Origin of the sequence: Micromonospora sp. NPDC051006 (assembly GCF_044456245.1) — a bacterium.
In the GTDB taxonomy this organism is placed as follows: Bacteria; Actinomycetota; Actinomycetes; order Mycobacteriales; family Micromonosporaceae; genus Micromonospora.
Genome location: NZ_JBITFP010000012.1, coordinates 19,352 through 35,677 on the forward strand (window position 1 = coordinate 19,352; position 16,326 = coordinate 35,677).

Below are 16,326 nucleotides of genomic sequence, written 5' to 3' on the forward strand. Positions count from 1 at the left end.
GAGACGCCTTTGTGACTTGCACCACAAAAAATATGCGGACGAATAGCTACATAACGGTCATCAACCGGGGGTGTCCTCCAGTAGATCCGTCACCATCGCGGCGATCGGAGACCGCTCCGAACGGCTGAGGGTGACGTGAGCGAACAGCGGATGGCCCTTCAACGCCTCGATCACCGCGGTCACCCCGTCGTGCCGACCGACCCGGAGATTGTCCCGCTGGGCGACGTCGTGGGTGAGCACGACCCGGGAGCCCTGCCCGATCCGGGACAGCACGGTGAGCAGCACTCCCCGCTCCAGCGACTGCGCCTCGTCCACGATCACGAACGCGTCGTGCAGGCTCCGCCCCCGAATGTGGGTCAGCGGCAGCACCTCGAGCAGGCCGCGGGAGGTGACCTCTTCCAACACGTTCTCGTGCACCACGGAGCCGAGGGTGTCGAAGACGGCCTGCGCCCAGGGCGACATCTTCTCCGACTCGGAACCGGGCAGGTAGCCCAACTCCTGGCCGCCGACGGCGTAGAGCGGGCGGAAGACGACCACCTTCTTGTGCCGGCGCCGCTCCATCACCGCCTCCAGGCCGGCGCAGAGCGCCAGGGCAGACTTTCCGGTGCCGGCCCGCCCACCGAGCGACACGATGCCGATCGACTCGTCCAGCAGCAGGTCCAGTGCGATCCGCTGCTCGGCGGAGCGCCCGTGCACGCCGAACGCCTCCCGGTCGCCGCGGACCAACCGCACGGTCTTGTCCGGGAGCACCCGACCGAGCGCCGACCCCCGCCCCGAGTGCAGCACCAGGCCGGTGTGGCAGGTCAGCCCGGCCGCCTCGTCCAGGTCGAGCACCTCACCGGCGTAGAGCCGGCCGATCTGCTCCTCGCTGAGCTCCAGCTCGGACATCCCGGTCCAGGTCGGGTCGCCGGCCTGGCCGTGCCGGTACTCGTCGGCCCGCAGGCCGACCGAGGCGGCCTTGACCCGCAGCGGCATGTCCTTGCTGACCAGGGTCACCGCCCTGCCCTCGGTGGCCAGGTTGAGCGCCACCGAGAGGATCCGGGCGTCGTTCGACTCGGTACGGAAGCCGGGCGGCAGCACGCCGTCGTCGCTGTGGTTCAGCTCGACCCGCAGCGTGCCACCGGCGTCGTTGGCCGGCACCGGCCGGTCCAGCCGGCCGTGGCGTACCCGCAACTCGTCCAGCATGCGCAGCGACTGACGGGCGAACCAGCCGAGCTCGGGATGGTGCCGCTTGCCCTCCAACTCGGAGATCACCACCAGCGGCAGCACCACCTCGTGCTCGGCGAAGCGGTGGAACGCGGCAGGATCGGAGAGCAGTACCGAGGTGTCCAGGACGAAGACCTGGCCTGCTGGTCGCGGCTCCTTCGGGTCGGCCGGCGCGGCGGCCGCGGTACGGCGGCTCCGGCTTGCGCGGCGGGTCGTGGCAGTCGCGGCCGGGGTCTGGTCGGCACCGGCGGTGTTACGGCGAGTCGTCACAGGCCTGCTCCGACGGATGGGCACCCGCCACCCGTGTTCCGCCTCCTCCGGTGCCCGGGGACACGGGGTCGGATGCGGGGCCCCGTGCGCGAGGTCGCAGGTCCGGGCGGCCGGTTGGCCCGGGAGAACCCCGTGCCATGCCTAGACGCTAGCCGCGTCGGGGCATCCCGGCTAGAGGGCGATCGTGGATCTTCGGAGACCGCCCGGTGAACGGCCGGACGGCCAGCGGCAGCCGGCGCGATCGGGCACGCCGGCTGCCGAGCCACGGGCGGCGGAGCCGGCCGGGATGCATGCCCCCTGCGCGCATCCCGGCCGGTGGGGCCACCGTCACCGGTCTGACGTGGCCCCGACGGTGCGTGTCCGCCGCGGACGACGCACCGCGTCTGGTCGGCGGCGGTGGGGCGCCCCGCCCGGGGTTGCCCCACCGGCCGCCTCAACCGGTCCGTCGGACCAGGGTGCCGGTCGGGTGCCGCCCGGTGACCGGGGCGGCCGGCGCCGTGAACGACGAGCCGGTGTAGGTGGTGCCGGGGCGGACAACCGTCCCGCCCACCCGGATCGTGCTCGGCGGCGTCGCGGACAGCGCCGACGCGATGGCGGCCTGCGCGTCCCGGCGACGCCGGTTCCAGGCGCCGCGGTCGCCGTCGAAGTAGCCCTGCCGGTAGCCGAACCGGTAGCCGATGCGGTAGCTGAGCTGCCCGTGCAGCCGGCCGGCGGCGTAGCTGGTCGCACCGAGCACCAGCACCAGGAAGATCGCGAGGAACGGGCTCATCGGGCGGCTCCGGTGTGCCGCGGATACCTGGTCATCGCTCCTCCGGCTCGACCGAGGTGGGATCGGCGACCAGCAGCCGGTCCAGGTCGTCGGTGCTGACCTCCTCGACCAACTCGACGCTGATCCGGCAGCCGTCCAGGACCACCTCGGCCACCGACGACCGGCGGATCTCCCCGCCGGCGTCGTAAACCCGGACGCTCAGTTCCGGGCAGTTGAGGTGGGTGCGCCAGGCGTTCCACTCGGCCCGGTCACCCACGCTCAGCGAGAGGTACCGGCAGCCCCGGGCGAGGTAGAGGCGCCAGGGGGCGCTCAGGCCGGCCTCGACCCCCTGGGCGATCAGGCTGAAGGCCTGGGCGCGGGTCGCGAGTTCGGTCACCACACCCCCCTCGCACCGGGGGCGTGACGCATGTGAGCACCAATCGTCTCAGGCACGTGACACACCGTAGGTTGTCCCATGGGCGTGACAGTATCAGCTTTTCGTCCGTTTACCCTGACACCTACGGTGATCTATTCTACCCAGGTGGCACCCCTCAGAAGCGGCCGTGGATCGTTTACCGGAAATCCGAAACTGGCGTCACGTTCGCGTGACAGCAGCGTGCCGGGGACCCCGTCCCGGGCCGACTGGCCGTACCGTCACGAGGTGACCGAGACGGCCAACGCACGAAAGATCGCCTTCGCCACGTTCGTCCGACGCGCGCTCGACGAGGCGCGGGCCACCCGGGCGTGGAGCGGCACCGAGGTCTCTCGACGCACCGGCGTTTCCCGGCAGACCATCAACCGGTGGGTTCGCGGCGACTGGGCCAGCGACCCGGAGGCCGAACGGGTGGTGGCCTTCTGCGAGGGCCTCGGCCTCAACCCGGCCGCCGCGTTCGCCGCTCTCGGCTGGGACCGCACCGCCGCCGCCCCACGGGGCGGTCAGCCGGCGCCGCCGATGGACCCGGACGTGGAGGCGCTGCTGCGCCGGCTGGTCGACCCGAACGTCTCGGACGCGGAGAAGTTCCACATCCGCGAAACCATTCGCTACCTCGCTTATCGCCCAACTCTCCCGGTCGATGTCCGAAAGCGAGGGAAACAAGCCGGGTAGTTCCTCAGATGGCGAAAGAACGGCAGGTCAGACTCATTCGTTTCGCTCCGGGGCAGGAACGGGCACGCTAGCGTCCCTATTCGTACTGCTTGGGCTCGTCGTCGGCGGGGGGACGGGACAAGGCCGAACCCAGCCCTGCGGGACAGAAGGAGGGGTCTGTCCATGACCCTGAAATGGTTGGCAGTTGTGGTGGCCACGGTGTCGCTGACGCTGTGCGTCACCGGAAACGCGGTGACCCTCGCGGTCGACGGCGGGCAGCTTCCGCTGCTCGTGAACCTCTTCGCGCTCACCATCGCCGGCACCGCGGTCATCCTGGCCGTGCTGGCCGAGCTGCACGAACGGCTGAACGACCGGGTCAGCGCGCTCACCGAGTTCCTGGTGGCACGGCTGAACGAGATCGAGTCGCACACCGGCGACCGCAACACCGGCTTCGTGGAGGGCTACCTGCTCAGCCACGGCCAGGAGGCGGCGGTGGTGCCCTTCGGACGCCGTGGACGGGGAGCCGCCGAACGCTGATTTCCGCGCCCTCGCCAAGGGGTCGTCTCGGCCACGAATGCGCCGCCGGAAGCGGGGTACGCTGACGCGCGTGCCGCCGTTGAATCTGGGCAACCAGCAGCCGAGGACCCCGTTGAACGCCGATGAGGCCTGGCAGACGACCGCCGATCGGGCGGCCGGAACCGTGCTCTTCTTCGACTTCGACGGCACCCTCGCGCCGGTCGACGACGACCCGACCGCCGTGCAGCCCGCCCCCAAGGTGGTGGCTGCGATCGAAGCGCTCGCGCCGTTGGTGCGGCGGGTCGCGATCGTCTCGGCCCGTCCGGTGGAGTTCCTCCGCGAGCACCTCGGCGGTCTCGCCGGGGTCGATCTCTACGGCCTCTACGGCCTGGAGCACAGCCACTCGGGCGGCGAGACCGTGACCGAGCCGGCCGCGCTGCCCTGGGTGCCGACCATGGGCGAGCTCGCCGACCTGGCCCGCCGCGAACTTCCCGCGGGCACCCTCGTCGAGTTCAAGCGGCTCTCCGTGGCGCTGCACTGGCGCACCGCGCCGCAGCTCGGTGACGCGGTGCAGGAGTGGGGCCGGGCTCAGGCCGACCGCCTGGGGCTGCGGGTGCAGGCGGGTCGCATGGTGCTCGAGCTCAAGCCCCCGGTCGACCGGGACAAGGGCATGGTGATCGGCGAGGTGATCCGGGACGCCGGCGCCGCCTGGTACTTCGGCGACGACGTCTCCGACATCAAGGCGTTCGCCGCGCTCCGCGCGCGGGCCGCCGCCGACCCGGACTTCTTCGCCGTCTGCGTGGCGGTGGCCAACCCGGAGACCGGTCAGGAGGTGGCCACCGCGGCCGACCTCACCATCGACTCCCCCGTCGCCCTCGGCGACTTCCTCACCGAGGCCACCCACCACCTCACCTGAGAGCCGGCCCCCTGCCTCGGGCCCGCCTCAGGTGCCGTAGCGGCGTTGACGGTTGGCGTACGAGCGCAGCGCCCGGAGGAAGTCGATGTGCCGGAAGTCGGGCCAGTTGAGTTCGCAGAAGTAGAACTCGGAGTGCGCCGACTGCCAGAGCATGAAGCCGGAGAGACGCTGCTCGCCGCTGGTCCGGATGACCAGGTCGGGGTCGGGCTGGCCACGGGTGTAGAGGTGCTCGGCGATGTGCTCGACGTCCAGCACCTCGGCCAGCTCCTCGATGGTGCCGCCGGCGGCCGCGTGCTCCAGCAGCAGGGAGCGGACCGCGTCGGTGATCTCCCGCCGGCCACCGTAGCCGACCGCGATGTTCACCTCGGCCCCGCCGCTGCGGTCGCGGGTGCGCTCCTCGGCCGCTTTCAGCGCGGCCGCGGTCTGCGCGGGCAGCAGGTCGAGCGCGCCGACCATCCGCAGCCGCCAGGGGTTGCCCTCCTCGGCCAGCTCCACCACCAGGTCCTCGATGATCTGGAGCAGCGGGTCGAGCTCGCTGGCCGGCCGGCGCAGGTTGTCGGTGGCCAGCAGGTAGAGAGTGACGTGCGCGATACCGGCCTGGTCGCACCAGCCCAGCACATGCTTGATCTTGGCGGCGCCGACCCGGTGCCCGTCGTTCGGGTCGACGTAGCCCATCTCCTTGGCCCACCGCCGGTTGCCGTCGCACATCACGCCGACGTGTCGGGGCACCGGCTTGCCCACGAGCTTCGCCGTCAGGCGGCGCTCGTACACGGAGTAGATAAGGTTCCGCAGAGACATCACCTAGCAGCGTAGCGACCTGCTGGTGGGATCACCGCCTCGGAGGCTGATCCCGCCGCGCGAGACCGATGCCGATCATGCCGAGAGTGCGCGCGTCCAGCCGTCCGTCGCCGAGTCCCAGCTCCACGACGCTGCGGTAGACCCGGTCGTCCCGCCGGGCCGCCCGGATCGCGGCGTCGACCACCCGGCGGTGCCGGGCCAGCCAGGCCGCCATCGAGCTGTGCCGCAGGTGCGCTCCGAGCCGGCGGCGCAGGCTGCCGGTGTACCGCGCGGCGGCGCGCCCCGGCGACCCGGCCGCCGCGGCGCCGGCCAGCGCTCCGGAGAGCAGGGCGTAGAAGATCCCTTCGCCGGTGAACGGATTGATCAGTGACAGCGCGTCACCGGCCAGCAGCACCCGCCCTCGGCCGGGCGCCGGCCGGTGCGTCGACAGCGGCAGGTGGTGGGCGCGCAACCCGTCGACGGTGGCCGGGTCCGTCCCGGGCAGCAGCGCGGCGAGCCGGTCGAGCAGGTGCTCCCGAGTCAGCGGCTCGCCCCGCAGCACCTCCCCGTACCCGATGTTCGCCCGCCCGTCGCCGATCGGGAAGGACCAGGCGTACGCGGGCCAGCGGGCGTCCGCGGTGACGATGAGCTGCTCCGGCGGCCCGGGCCGGGCGGGCGCGTATCCCCGCATGGCCAGCGCCAGGTGGCGGTCCGGGTTCACGGGATGCCCGAGCGCCCGCCGGACCACCGACCCGGCGCCGTCCGCGCCGACCACCACCCGCGCGGTCAGCTCCCCGTCGAGCACCACCCGGTCGTCGCACTGCTCGACCCGGCGGACGGCGTGCCGGCGCAGCTCCGCGCCGGCGGCCACCGCCGCGGCCACCAGCCGGGCGTCGAAGACCTCCCGGGGCACCGTGTACGCCGGCCGGGGCAGCGTCCGGGCGACGGTGTCGCCGCCCGGGCCGACCAGCCGCAGCGCCGGCAGCGGGGGGTACCCGGCCACCGCGTCCCGCACCCCCAGCTCGTCGAGGACGTCCAGCGCGTGCGCGGCGATGCCGTCCCCGCACGCCTTGTCCCGGGGGAAGTCGGCCCGGTCCAACAACAGCACCCGGGCACCGCCCCGCCGGGCCGCCAACGCGGCGGCCGACCCCGCCGGACCGGCCCCGACCACCACCACGTCGAATTCGTCGCTCATCGCGTCGCCCTCCTTCGGCGGTCACCCGGCGCACCGGGTCGGCTGGCCCCGTCGCCTCATCCTGCCCGCTCTCCGCTCACGATCGCCGATACCGCACCGGCCAGCCCCCCGTTCACGCCGTGATCATGAGGATTGCGGCGGTTCCGATCTCCCGGAGCGCCGCGAACTTAATGATCAACCGGGTGAGGGAGGCGGGGCGGTCAGCCGGGAACGGGGGTGGCCTGGTCGGCGCGGGTGGCGCGATAGAGGCCGTACAGGGTGACGGCGGCGGCGGCCACCAGTGGGCCGCCGTCGCGGACCAGGCCGTCCACGCCGAGAAGCCACCGACAGAGCGGCAGGTCGACGGCGAGCACCACCGCCGTGACGACGACCAGCAGACCCCGGGCCCAGCGCCGGCCACGCATGAGGAAGGCGGCGCACAGCAGCACCGCGTAGCTGGTGACCACCCCGGCGCCGAACCAGATCACCACGGCGGGCACCGCGACCAACCGCCCGTCCAGCACCGCGCCGCCGGCGATCAGCGCGGGTACCAGCATGAGCGGGCTGTAGGTGAACGCCGCCACCCGGCTGGTGAGCAGCCAGCCGCTGGCCTCCGGGTGACTCGGTGGCACCTCCCGCCACGAGAAGCCGGACCGGTCGATGACCAGCCGTGGGCGGTGCCGGACCAGGTGCCCGGCGAGGGCCGGCGAGCGGTACAGCAGCCAGACCACCGCCCCGCACAGCCCGGCGAGCAGCGCGAAGCCGAGCACCCCGGGCAGCGGCGGCACCCCCTGTCGGGGCACGATCAGCCGGCCGACGGCGAAGACCGTGGTCACGGCGAGGATCAGCCCGAACGGCCGGGCCACCGTCCTACCGCGACGGACATGCCCGATCAGCACCAGGAATCCGAGCGAGCGCAGCATCGCCCAGCCGGTCCGGACCGCGAGGCCGAAGCCCTGCTCCGGGGCGTACCACCAGTTGAGCAGCTCGACCACGACGGTCGCCGCCGCCGTGACCGCGAGCAGCGAGCTCAGCGCCCGGACGGCGGACGGCCGCCGGACCTCGGTCTCGGCGGCCGTCCTCATGGGATCCGATGATGCCCCGCGCGGGCAAGCGGTACACCTACCGCTGCGGCTGCTCCGCGTCGAGCCGCGCGCGCAGCGCGTCCAACTCCGCCCAGAGGACTCCGGGCAGCTTGTCGCCGAACTTCTCGAACCACTCGGTGACCAGCGGCAGCTCGTTGCGCCACTCGTCCGGGTCGACCTTCAGCGCGATCCGGACGTCCTCCGGGGTCATGTCCAGACCGTCGACGTCCAGCGCGTCGGGCGCCGGCACCATGCCGACCGGGGTCTCCACCGCGTCGGCCCGGCCCTCGATCCGCTCGACGACCCACTTGAGCACGCGGGAGTTCTCGCCGAAGCCGGGCCAGAGGAAGTTGCCCTCCGGGTCCTTACGGAACCAGTTGACGTAGTAGATCTTCGGCAGCTTGGCCTCGTCGCCGTCGGCGCCCTTGCCCATCTCGATCCAGTGCCGGAAGTAGTCGCCGGCGTTGTAGCCGATGAACGGCAGCATCGCCATCGGGTCCCGGCGCACCACGCCGACCGCGCCGGACGCGGCGGCGGTGGTCTCCGAGGAGAGCGTCGCACCCATGTAGACACCGTGCACCCAGTCGCGGGCCTCGGTCACCAGCGGGATGGTGTCCCGGCGACGGCCGCCGAAGAGGATCGCGTCGATCGGCACGCCGTTCGGGTCGTAGTAGTCCTCGGCCAGGATCGGGCACTGGGTGATCGGGGTGCAGAACCGGCTGTTCGCGTGCGAGGAGAGGCTGTCGCTCTCCGGCGTCCAGTCGTTGCCCTTCCAGTCGATCAGGTGCGCGGGCGGCTCGCCCATGCCCTCCCACCAGACGTCACCGTCGTCGGTGAGACCCACGTTGGTGAAGATGGAGTTGCCCCGGTCGAGGGTGCGCATCGCGTTGGCGTTGGTCTTCCAGTCGGTGCCCGGTGCCACGCCAAAGAGGCCGTACTCCGGGTTGACCGCGTAGAGGCGTCCGTCCTCACCGAACCGCATCCAGGCGATGTCGTCGCCGATGGTCTCGACCTTCCAGCCCGGGATGGTCGGCTCCACCATCGCCAGGTTGGTCTTGCCGCAGGCGGACGGGAACGCGCCCGCGATGTGGTAGACCTTGCCCTCCGGCGAGGTGATCTTGAGGATCAGCATGTGCTCGGCGAGCCAGCCCTCGTCGCGCCCCATCACGCTGGCGATCCGCAGCGAGTAGCACTTCTTGCCGAGCAGCGAGTTGCCGCCGTAACCGGACCCGTACGACCAGATCTCCCGGGTCTCCGGGAAGTGCGAGATGTACTTGGTCTCGTTGCACGGCCAGGCCACGTCCTGCTGGCCGGGGGCGAGCGGCGCGCCGATCGAGTGCAGCGCGTGCACGAAGTCCGCGTCGGTCCCCATCGCCTCGAGGATCGACGCGCCCATCCGGGTCATGATCCGCATCGAGGCGACCACGTAGGGGCTGTCCGTGATCTCCACGCCGAACATGGGGCTCTCGGCCTCGACCGGGCCCATCACGAACGGGATGACGTACATCGTCCGGCCCCGCATCGAGCCGCGGTAGAGGTCCGTCATCGTGCGCTTCATCTCGGCCGGCGCCATCCAGTTGTTGGTGGGGCCGGCGTCCGCCTCGTCGACGGAGCAGATGTAGGTGCGTTCCTCGACCCGGGCGACGTCCGACGGGTCGGTGCGCGCGTAGAACGAGTTCGGCTTCTTCTCCGGGTTGAGGCGGATCAGGGTGCCGGCCTCCACCAGCTCATCGGTGAGGCGGCGCCACTCCTCGTCGGACCCGTCCACCCAGACCACCCGCTCGGGGGTGGTCAGTTCCGCGACCTCACGGACCCAGGCAAGAAGTTTGGGATGGGACGTCGGGGCCTGATCGATACCCCGAACAACAGCCGGAGCAACCATGACACATCTCCTTGTGGTCGACGCTGACCGATCTATGGGATGCACGAGTCTTGGCGGGCGGGAACCGCGTCGCCATCGTGGAAACCTGGGATTGCGCTCAGCGTAAACCGGGCAGCCTCCCGAGTCAGTGGGACTGGTTGTGAAGAACTGCACAAGGTACGGCCACGCTGCGACATCGCGAGCTGATACCCGTTTTTCCGCGCAGTTTCACGCAAATCTTGCGGTGGACCTTCCGCCGCGCCTGGATCGCGCGGCACACATCGAGTACCCGCACGGCTGGCGTCGATGCCTCCCGGATCGCCGAATCCGGTCCGGATCCGCAGTCCCTGCGGTTACGCTCTGTTCATGTCCACCGCGGACGCCGCGCGGCCCGCCCCTGCCGGCCGCCCCTGCTCGCCGTTGCTACCCGTGCGACGTGTCAGCAGCCGGTAGGCTCGGCGGGTGGCCGCGACGATGACCGGAGAGCAACCGGGCTCTCCGCAGACCCGCACGGGTCTGATCGGCGCCCTGCTGAACCGGTTCGGTCACCTCATCCACGAGCTGAGCAAGTTCGCCACCGTGGGCGGGGTCGCCTTCCTGCTCGACTTCGCGCTCTTCAACTACCTGACCACCATGCAGGGCATGGAGCAGGTGACCGCGAAGACGATCTCCACCGTGATCGCCGCGACGATCGCCTTCCTGGGCAACCGGTTCTGGACCTGGCGGCACCGCCAGCGCAACAACCCGGCGCGCGAGTACGCGCTGTTCTTCTTCTTCAACGCCGTCGGGCTCGGCATCGCGGTGGCCTGCCTCGCCATCAGCCGCTACGGGCTGGGCAGCGTCTGGCCGGAGGTCTTCCAGACCCCGCTGGCCGACAACATCGCCAGCTTCATCGTCGGCACCGGGCTCGGGACGCTGTTCCGATTCTGGTCCTACCGACGGTTCGTCTTCGTGGAAGCGGGAACCCCAGCCGTTCCGGAAGTGAAGCACGACCGAGACCACGGGGCGTGACCTGCCGCCCATCCCGTCCGGCCGGAGCCTGCCGGCTAAACCGACTGCCCTAAGGTGTTCCGCATGCGTCTTGTCCGTCTGCTGCCTGAGCGCTGGCAGAAGTTCATCCACGAGGCGCTCAAATTCGGCATCGTCGGCGGCATCAACACCGTCATCAATTACGCGGTGTTCAATGCCCTGGCACTGACAGTTTTCGTCGACGGTCAGCTGAAGGCGACCGTGATCGCCACCGTGGTGGCGACGATCACGTCGTATCTGATGAACCGTCACTGGACGTACCGGGACCGGCCCAAATCGGCGCTACGGCGCGAGTACGTCCTGTTCTTCCTCTTCAACGCGACCGGCCTCTTCATCGAGCTGGGCGTACTCGCCGCGGCCAAGTACGGCCTCGGCGTGAACAGCCTGCTGGCGCTGAACGTGGCGAAGACCGGCGGTGTCCTGCTGGCCACCCTGTTCCGGTTCTGGTCCTACCGGACGTTCGTCTTCCAACCGGCTCCCGAGCCGGAGGAGGAGAGCTGGCACCGCATCCCACGCGACGAGTGGGACACCATGGCCGAGATGGATCCGGTCGCCGAGCTGGCCGAGTCGGTCTCCGAGCTCGAGGAGTCCGAGCCGCCGGCCGGCCAACCGGGAGCGGCGACGGGAGTCGGCCAAGCCGGCGCGCCCACCCAGGGGCGCCCGGGCGTCATGGACGCCCGCCTGGCCAGCGCGGATCTGGACGCGGAGCTGGCCGCCGAACTCCAGGCCGCCGCCACCCGCCGCTCGCCCCGTCGCTGACCAACCCGACCCATCCGAAAGCCCCCGGCCGGTTCGGCCGGGGGCTGCTGTGTCGGACATGACGTTGTCGCCACCGGGCACGGCGTGTCCGAACGGACACTTCATGATCAGCGCGGCGGAGGCGCGGGGATCAGGCGGTGGGGTCGCGCAGCGGCTTGCCCTCGCGCATGTCGGCGAGGATCTCCCGCATCTCGCCGTCGCCCAGGGAGTGCTTGTCGTGGTGGGCCTCGACCAGCTCGTAGAGCTTGGTCTGCACCTGACCCACCCGGGGCACGTCGGTGAGCACGGACTGCCCGCGCTCGCCGGCCGACTCGATGGTCAGCGTCCCGCAGCCGAGCAGCCGCTCGACGAAACGCTGGTTCATCGCGTGGTCGTTGATCCGGGTGAGCGGGATGTCCCGCCGATCCCGGGAGAACACGCCCTGCTGGAGCAGCACCCGCTCATTCGTGAACAGATAGTGCGTGGTGCGCCAGACCAGGAACGGCCAGAGCGCGAGCCAGAGCACCGCCACCAGGGCGATGACGCCGATCACGGCGAGCGCGATCGAGCCACCGCCGCCCGCGGGTAGCAGGAGCACGCCGACCACCACCGCGGCGACGGCGAGCACCAGCACCGCGACCGGCCGGATCAGCGCCTTCCAGTGCGGATGCAGGTGCAGCACGACGTGCTCGTCCTCGGTGAGCACGTCTTCGGGGAACGCCACGGAAACCTCCTCGCAGGAACGGACGCGCTGACCGTAACCGGTCACGGCGCGACGGGCCATCAGCCGCGCGGCCGGCACCGGCCCGGCTACGTGATCTTGCGCGCTCCGCTCACCGGCGCACGGCCGCACCCCGTGCCCCGAGCCCGTGCTCAGCGCAGGTGCAACACGTCCCCGGCAGCGAGATGACGCTCGCCGTCGGCGGTGTCGACCACCAGCTGGCCGTCCGGGTCCACCCCGGTGGCCGTGCCGGTCAGCTCCTGCCCCCCGGGCAGCAGCACACGTACCGGGCGGCCGACCGTGGCGCAGGCGGCGAGGTAGGCCTCCCGCAGGCCGCTTGCCGTCGCGTCCCCACCGGCGGTGCGCCAGCGGTCGTACCAGTCGGCGACCGAGCGCAGCAGCGCCCGCAGCAGCGGGTCGCGGTCGGTGGCCGTGGCCCCGGCCAGTCGCAGCGAGGTGGCCGGCAGCCCGGTCGGGTTCTCCGGCAGCTCGTCGGCGCGGAGGGTCACATTGAGCCCGATGCCGAGCACGATGGCCGGCGGCGCGGCCGGCGACCCACCGGGCACCGCCTCGAGGAGCACACCGGCGCACTTCGCGCCGTCGATGAGCAGGTCGTTCGGCCACTTCAGCACCGCGTCCAGCTCGGCCAGCCGGGTCACCGCCTCGACCAGCGCGACCCCGGCGAGCAGCGGCAACCAGCCGTACCCGGTGGGTGGCGCCGGCGACCAGCCACGCTCGGCGACGGCCTCGCCGGGGCGGAGCAGCACGCTGGTCGCGATGCCCGCGCGCGGCGGCGACTGCCAGACCCGGCCGCGCCGGCCACGGCCGGCGGTCTGCCGCTCGGCGACCACCACCAGCCCCTCCGGCTCGCCGGCCCGGGCCGCCTCGGCCACGTCGGCGTTGGTGGAGCCGGTCTCGGCCCTCAGCTCCAGTCGGGCCCAGGGGCCGTAGGGGGCGACCAGCGCCCGCCGCAGCCGCGCCGCCGAGAGCGGCGGGCGGTCCAGATCGGTGTACGGCGAGCCCGGCATTCCGCCAGCCTACGGCGCACCCCGCGCCCACCTGCGGCCCCTCGGCGCAGAGCTGAGGCGAACTGCACAACGGCGCCGACCTGAACCATCGTTATATTCCCTGGGTGACTACCGAGACCGGGATCAACATCCACAGCACCGCGGGCAAGCTGGCGGACCTGGAGCGCCGGGTCGACGAGGCGGTGCACGCCGGGTCGGCGCGCGCGGTCGAGAAGCAGCACGCCCGGGGCAAGAAGACCGCGCGGGAGCGGATCGAGCTGCTGCTCGACGAGGGCTCCTTCGTCGAGCTCGACGAGCTGGCCCGGCACCGGTCCACCACCTTCGGCCTCGAGAAGACCCGCCCGTACGGTGACGGCGTGGTGACCGGCTACGGCACCGTCGACGGCCGGCAGGTCTGCGTCTTCGCCCAGGACTTCACGGTCTTCGGCGGCTCCCTCGGCGAGGTCTTCGGCGAGAAGATCGTCAAGGTGATGGACCTGGCCATGAAGATCGGCTGCCCGGTGGTCGGCATCAACGACTCCGGCGGCGCCCGGATCCAGGAGGGCGTGGCCAGCCTCGGCCTCTACGGCGAGATCTTCTTCCGCAACGTCCGCGCCTCCGGGGTCATCCCGCAGATCTCGCTGGTGATGGGGCCGTGCGCCGGCGGGGCGGTCTACTCCCCCGCGGTCACCGACTTCACCGTGATGGTCGACCAGACCTCGCACATGTTTATCACCGGCCCGGACGTCATCAAGACGGTCACCGGCGAGGACGTGGCGATGGAGGAGCTGGGTGGCGCCCGCACCCACAACTCGCGCAGCGGCAACGCGCACTACCTCGCCAGCGACGAGGACGACGCGATCGAATACGTCAAGGCGCTGCTGTCGTACCTGCCGTCGAACAACCTCGACGAGCCGGTGGTCTACCCCGCCGATGCCGACCTGGAGATCACCGACGAGGACCGGGAGCTGGACACGCTGATCCCGGACTCGGCCAACCAGCCGTACGACATCCACCGGGTGATCGAGCACGTGCTGGACGACGGGGAGTTCCTGGAGGTCCAGCCGCTCTACGCGCAGAACATCGTGGTCGGCTACGGCCGGGTCGAGGGGCGGCCGGTCGGCGTGGTGGCGAACCAGCCGATGCACTTCGCCGGCACGCTCGACATCGCCGCCTCCGAGAAGGCCGCCCGGTTCGTCCGTACCTGCGACGCGTTCAACATCCCGGTGCTGACGTTCGTGGACGTCCCCGGCTTCCTGCCCGGCACCGGGCAGGAGTGGGACGGCATCATCCGCCGGGGCGCCAAGCTCATCTACGCGTACGCCGAGGCCACCGTTCCGAAGGTCACCGTGATCACCCGCAAGGCGTACGGCGGGGCGTACGACGTGATGGGCTCCAAGCACCTTGGCGCGGACCTGAACTTCGCCTGGCCGACCGCGCAGATCGCGGTGATGGGCGCGCAGGGGGCGGTCAACATCCTCTACCGCTCGGAGCTGGCGGGCGCGGACGACCCGGCCGCGCTGCGGGCCGAGAAGATCGCCGAGTACGAGGACACCCTGGCCAACCCGTACGTGGCCGCCGAGCGCGGGTATGTCGACTCGGTCATCCCGCCGCACGAGACCCGCACCCAGATCGTCCGGGCGCTACGCGTGCTGCGCACGAAGCGGGAGACTCTGCCCCCCAAGAAGCACGGCAACATTCCCCTGTGAGCTGACGCCGCCGTCGACGGTCAACCTCGCCGCTGACGGCAAGACCCGCGCAACTTCAGGGAAATTGCGGCCTCCCGCGGCCCGGAGGCGACACTTTCCCTGAAGTTGCGCGGATCAACGGCGGGCTCAGCAGCCCGGGTTCGCGGCCTGACACATCCTTCCCGCCGCCACGGTGGCGAGCTGGAGCAGCTCGGACTCGGTGCCGGATCGCCCGAGGCCGAGCACCGCGACGAGGTCACCGACCCGGATGATCGCCTTGTAGGTCGGCTGGGGCACGTCGCCGAACGTCTGGCCGGTCTTCACGTCGCGGGCCCCGGACACGACGTGCTCCACCATGGCGGCATCGTCCCCCGCGAAGTCTCGTTGGACGATCCGCCACTGGTGTACCGCCTCCGCCGTGCCGGCCCGCCCCTTCGACTCGTACGGTCCGACGCTGCGCCACTGCACGCAGGGGGCGATGATCTGGTCGAGGTCGGCGAGAAACGCCGTGGCGTCCTCCGGTGTGAGCCGGTAGACGTCCTGCATCGCCAGCACGTCCCCGGGCGCGAGGTCGACGCCGTCCGGCCGCTCGGTCAGGAGGGTCTGCGATCGCGACCAACGGGACGGCCAGGTCTGCGCCAGCCCCTGGCTCGTCCGGCAGGCGCCGAGCATGTCGTCGATCCGGATCGGCTCCGCCAGCCCCGACCCGGTGAGCTGGGTGTCCGCCGACGCCAGCCCGAGATCGGCCGGCCGGAGCAGAGCCTCCGTCGTGATCTCCGCACGGACGGGCACGCTCGGATCGACCGACGCGGTCGGGGGTGTCGAGGATCGACCCGGTGCGACGACCGCGATGGCGGAGGCTGCGGCGAGCGCCAGCACCGCGGTCGCCGCGGCCATCGCCTTGTGACGGCTGCGGCGGCCGGCCTGGGCCCGGATCTCCTCCGGGCCGGGCCAGCGCACGTCACGCAGGTCCCGCTGCACCTTCTCGACGAACGTCAGGTCGTCACGCATCAGCGGCCTCCTCAAGGTCAGAGACGGCGAGCAGCCCGGCGAGCGCGGTACGCCCCCGGGAGAGGCGGGCCTTGACGGTGCCCACCGGGGCGTCGGTCTCCCGGGCAACCTCGGCGACCGGCATGCCGAGCAGGTAGTAGAGCGCGATCGCGGTGCGTTGCTCCTCGGGGAGCCGGCGTAACGCGGCGACCACCTCGACCGTCTCGGTGCCCGGGCCCGGGGTGGTCTCGACGCTGCCGTGCCGCAGGTAGGCCCGGGCCCGGCTGCGCAGGCTGCGCCAACGGCTCACCGCGATCCGGGCGGCGACCACTCGGGTCCACGCCTCCGGGTCGTCGTAGCCGCTCACCGTGGACCAGCGCTGCCAGGCCCGGATGTACGCCTCCTGGACCGCGTCCTGCGCCTCGGCGAGATCTCCGGTGAGCACGTAGACGAAGCCGAGCAGCCGTTGTCGGCTACCTCGGTAGAACTCGTCGAATCCCTCGACGTCCGGCACCT

General features: G+C 71.5%; 16 protein-coding genes and 1 pseudogene. 6 read left to right on the forward strand and 11 right to left on the reverse strand.

Annotated elements, in window-relative coordinates:
* Window positions 1-60: 60 nt before the first annotated feature.
* The 3 genes from ACIBBA_RS19260 to ACIBBA_RS19270 form a co-directional block, all read right to left on the reverse strand.
* Window positions 61-1,476, reverse strand: coding sequence for a PhoH family protein (locus ACIBBA_RS19260; RefSeq protein WP_396698920.1), 1,416 nt, complete (start codon window positions 1,474-1,476; stop codon window positions 61-63).
* A 433-nt stretch (window positions 1,477-1,909) separates the two neighbouring features.
* Entirely contained in the window at window positions 1,910-2,245 is a 336-nt protein-coding gene (locus tag ACIBBA_RS19265) for a hypothetical protein (RefSeq protein ID WP_350867314.1), read from the reverse strand.
* A gap of 31 nt (window positions 2,246-2,276) precedes the next feature.
* Window positions 2,277-2,621, reverse strand: coding sequence for a hypothetical protein (locus ACIBBA_RS19270; protein WP_350867316.1), 345 nt, complete (start codon window positions 2,619-2,621; stop codon window positions 2,277-2,279).
* Between the two features lie 264 nt (window positions 2,622-2,885).
* Between ACIBBA_RS19270 and ACIBBA_RS19275 the strand changes: the two genes are divergently transcribed.
* From ACIBBA_RS19275 to otsB, 3 genes are all read left to right on the forward strand, one after another.
* Window positions 2,886-3,329 carry an XRE family transcriptional regulator gene (locus ACIBBA_RS19275; protein ID WP_350867318.1) on the forward strand — a complete coding sequence of 148 codons (444 nt, stop codon included), beginning with the start codon at window positions 2,886-2,888 and terminating at the stop codon, window positions 3,327-3,329.
* Window positions 3,330-3,491: 162 nt separating this feature from the next.
* Window positions 3,492-3,845 carry a hypothetical protein gene (locus ACIBBA_RS19280; RefSeq protein ID WP_350867320.1) on the forward strand — a complete coding sequence of 118 codons (354 nt, stop codon included), beginning with the start codon at window positions 3,492-3,494 and terminating at the stop codon, window positions 3,843-3,845.
* A 70-nt stretch (window positions 3,846-3,915) separates the two neighbouring features.
* Window positions 3,916-4,740 (forward strand): trehalose-phosphatase, encoded by an 825-nt coding sequence (gene otsB, locus ACIBBA_RS19285; protein ID WP_396698923.1) that lies wholly within the window; start codon window positions 3,916-3,918, stop codon window positions 4,738-4,740.
* A gap of 27 nt (window positions 4,741-4,767) precedes the next feature.
* Here otsB and ACIBBA_RS19290 read toward each other — a convergent pair whose 3' ends face one another.
* The 4 genes from ACIBBA_RS19290 to ACIBBA_RS19305 form a co-directional block, all read right to left on the reverse strand.
* On the reverse strand, window positions 4,768-5,538 hold the full coding sequence (locus tag ACIBBA_RS19290) for an isoprenyl transferase (protein WP_350867324.1): 771 nt from the start codon (window positions 5,536-5,538) through the stop codon (window positions 4,768-4,770).
* Window positions 5,539-5,569: 31 nt separating this feature from the next.
* Complete coding sequence (locus ACIBBA_RS19295) at window positions 5,570-6,712, reverse strand: geranylgeranyl reductase family protein (RefSeq protein ID WP_396698925.1); 1,143 nt, start codon at window positions 6,710-6,712, stop codon at window positions 5,570-5,572.
* A gap of 200 nt (window positions 6,713-6,912) precedes the next feature.
* A complete protein-coding gene (locus ACIBBA_RS19300; protein WP_396698927.1) occupies window positions 6,913-7,776 on the reverse strand; it encodes a hypothetical protein in 864 nt (287 codons plus the stop codon).
* Window positions 7,777-7,813: 37 nt separating this feature from the next.
* Window positions 7,814-9,658 carry a phosphoenolpyruvate carboxykinase (GTP) gene (locus ACIBBA_RS19305; RefSeq protein WP_396698929.1) on the reverse strand — a complete coding sequence of 615 codons (1,845 nt, stop codon included), beginning with the start codon at window positions 9,656-9,658 and terminating at the stop codon, window positions 7,814-7,816.
* Window positions 9,659-9,797: 139 nt separating this feature from the next.
* On the opposite strand from ACIBBA_RS19305, the pseudogene ACIBBA_RS19310 reads away from it, so the two are divergent.
* Window positions 9,798-10,648, forward strand: a pseudogene (locus ACIBBA_RS19310) (GtrA family protein).
* 63 nt (window positions 10,649-10,711) lie between these two features.
* A complete protein-coding gene (locus ACIBBA_RS19315) occupies window positions 10,712-11,425 on the forward strand; it encodes a GtrA family protein (RefSeq protein ID WP_396698931.1) in 714 nt (237 codons plus the stop codon).
* Between the two features lie 130 nt (window positions 11,426-11,555).
* Here ACIBBA_RS19315 and ACIBBA_RS19320 read toward each other — a convergent pair whose 3' ends face one another.
* Both ACIBBA_RS19320 and ACIBBA_RS19325 read right to left on the reverse strand, forming a co-directional pair.
* Entirely contained in the window at window positions 11,556-12,128 is a 573-nt protein-coding gene (locus tag ACIBBA_RS19320; protein ID WP_350867334.1) for a PH domain-containing protein, read from the reverse strand.
* Window positions 12,129-12,277: 149 nt separating this feature from the next.
* Window positions 12,278-13,153, reverse strand: coding sequence for a biotin--[acetyl-CoA-carboxylase] ligase (locus tag ACIBBA_RS19325; RefSeq protein WP_350867336.1), 876 nt, complete (start codon window positions 13,151-13,153; stop codon window positions 12,278-12,280).
* A gap of 104 nt (window positions 13,154-13,257) precedes the next feature.
* On the opposite strand from ACIBBA_RS19325, the gene ACIBBA_RS19330 reads away from it, so the two are divergent.
* Window positions 13,258-14,841 carry an acyl-CoA carboxylase subunit beta gene (locus ACIBBA_RS19330; protein ID WP_350867338.1) on the forward strand — a complete coding sequence of 528 codons (1,584 nt, stop codon included), beginning with the start codon at window positions 13,258-13,260 and terminating at the stop codon, window positions 14,839-14,841.
* 126 nt (window positions 14,842-14,967) lie between these two features.
* On the opposite strand, the gene ACIBBA_RS19335 is transcribed toward ACIBBA_RS19330, so the two are convergent.
* Window positions 14,968-15,831, reverse strand: a complete 864-nt coding sequence (locus ACIBBA_RS19335; RefSeq protein ID WP_396698934.1) for a hypothetical protein — start codon at window positions 15,829-15,831, stop codon at window positions 14,968-14,970.
* Window positions 15,824-16,324 carry a SigE family RNA polymerase sigma factor gene (locus tag ACIBBA_RS19340; RefSeq protein ID WP_357048516.1) on the reverse strand — a complete coding sequence of 167 codons (501 nt, stop codon included), beginning with the start codon at window positions 16,322-16,324 and terminating at the stop codon, window positions 15,824-15,826. Before ACIBBA_RS19340 ends, ACIBBA_RS19335 begins: the two co-directional genes overlap by 8 nt.
* Between the last annotated feature and the right edge of the window lie 2 nt (window positions 16,325-16,326).